Origin of the sequence: Profundibacterium mesophilum KAUST100406-0324 (genome assembly GCF_009835145.1) — a bacterium.
GTDB classification, from domain to species: domain Bacteria; phylum Pseudomonadota; class Alphaproteobacteria; order Rhodobacterales; family Rhodobacteraceae; genus Profundibacterium; species Profundibacterium mesophilum.
Genome location: NZ_APKE01000061.1, coordinates 1 through 1,705 on the forward strand (window position 1 = coordinate 1; position 1,705 = coordinate 1,705).

The 1,705-nt window shown below is 62.3% G+C and carries 1 protein-coding gene and 2 pseudogenes; all 3 read left to right on the forward strand.

The window, feature by feature from the left end; genetic code table 11:
- The coding region (locus PMES_RS16775) for a hypothetical protein (RefSeq protein ID WP_236549854.1) at window positions 1-267 on the forward strand (267 nt) is incomplete at its 5' end.
- Between the two features lie 55 nt (window positions 268-322).
- A pseudogene (locus tag PMES_RS16955) lies at window positions 323-1,211 on the forward strand (lytic transglycosylase domain-containing protein).
- Window positions 1,211-1,624, forward strand: a pseudogene (locus PMES_RS16155) (type IV secretion system protein); the annotation flags it as partial. The pseudogenes PMES_RS16955 and PMES_RS16155, both read left to right, overlap by 1 nt.
- Between the last annotated feature and the right edge of the window lie 81 nt (window positions 1,625-1,705).

Here is a 1,705-nt window from a genome sequence, read left to right on the forward strand (position 1 = left end):
GCAAAGCCGCCTCGACGACCTGCTGCCGTGGAACTTCAAGCCGTCAAGCTGAACCGCTGGTGCTGTTCAGCTAACGCTTACAGACTTCTGGAGGCTTTCATGATCCGTATTCTTATCGCTTTGGCTGCACTCGGCGCGCTGGCCTCCTGCACCCAGTATCGGGAGCCGCAGGCCAATTGCTTTTCCTTTCTCGCCTCGACGGCAGCGACAGCCCAGGATTGCCACTTCGCACCGCTCGGCGCGCCGGAGGGCGACGTTGAAGTCTAGCCTGCCTCATATCCTCGCGTTTTGCCTGCTGCCCGGTCTCGCCTTGTCTCAAGGCGTGCCGACCAATGACAGTGGGCTGACCGCGCGTGACATCGTCGAGCCCGCCATGGTCTCGGGGCTGGAAAGCGGCAGCGGCGATCCCGACCGCGCCGTGGCGGCGGTCTATGGCACGGGCGAGATCGATCCCAATCCCGGCGGTGCGCAGATGTTCGGGGACGCCGCCGAGAACATCGAGCAGCTCATCATCCGCGTTGCCCAGGAGACCAGCGGCTTTGCGGGTGTTGGACGCGCAGGACTCTCGCCCGTCCAGTGGCGCGCGCTGCTGCAAGCGCTGATCTGGCAGGAAAGCCGGTTCACCATTGGGGCACGGTCTCCCGTCGGCGCCTTTGGTCTCACCCAGATCATGCCGGGCACCGCCAGCGATCTGGGCATCAACCCGGAATACTATGACAGCCCCTATCTGCAGGTGCATGGCGGCGCGCGCTATCTCGCGACCCAGCTCAACACATTCGATGGCAACATCATCAACGCCCTCGCGGCCTATAACCTACGTGTCGGTCATCCCTGAACGCTACAATCTCTATCTAAGCCGTATCGGCGGGATCGAAGCGCTTGGCACGATCGACCCCGCGCTTCTGGCCAATGCCAACCTCTCAATCACGGGTCATGGGGCGGCCTTCTATGGCAACAACTCGCCCGCCGCGATCAGGCAAGCCGCCCTACGTATTGCGGATATCGTCGAACGGATTTCCGAAACCGAGGACGTGCAGGAGAGCGTCGCGCTCAACACCTATGCCCGCGCCGAACTGGTGCGTCTCGTGGCCGCCCGCATCCGGCTTCAGGCCGCCCGCACCCGCGTGCTCTCCGCCGAAGAGCTGGCCCAGGCCAGCGCCCGCATGGCCGAAGGCGCGTTCATGGATTTTACGATCAGGGAGATTGAATGATGAGACGGAAGTTTCTGAGAGCGGCCTTGGCCACAACGCTTGGAATTGGCCTGCATCTGGGAGCCCTCTCCCCTGCCGCAGCACAAGGTGTACCGGTCGTCGACACCCAGAACATCGCGCAAAACATCCAGCAGCTACGGCAGATGATCGAAGACGAGATCCTGCAAAACGAGCAGCTGACGCAGCTCCGCGAACAGCTCGGCCTTCTCACGGACCAACTCGCGGAGCTGCAAAGAACCTACGAGGCCCTCACCCGCCTCGCCGAGCTTCCAGAAATCATCCGCACGGAAATGGAAGACGAGTTGAACGGTCTGCTCGACCAGGAGTTCGGGGACATCCTCGCCACGATTGAGGCGATCAAGACTGGGGATTTCTCAGGCCTCTCGGGCTCCGGCGCAGGCGAGATCGAAACTGTATAGGGCGGTTGCAAATTAGGCCACGGTAGCGCCGGTATTTTGCCGGGGCGGGCGGCGCAAAAGTCGTCCACTTTTGCT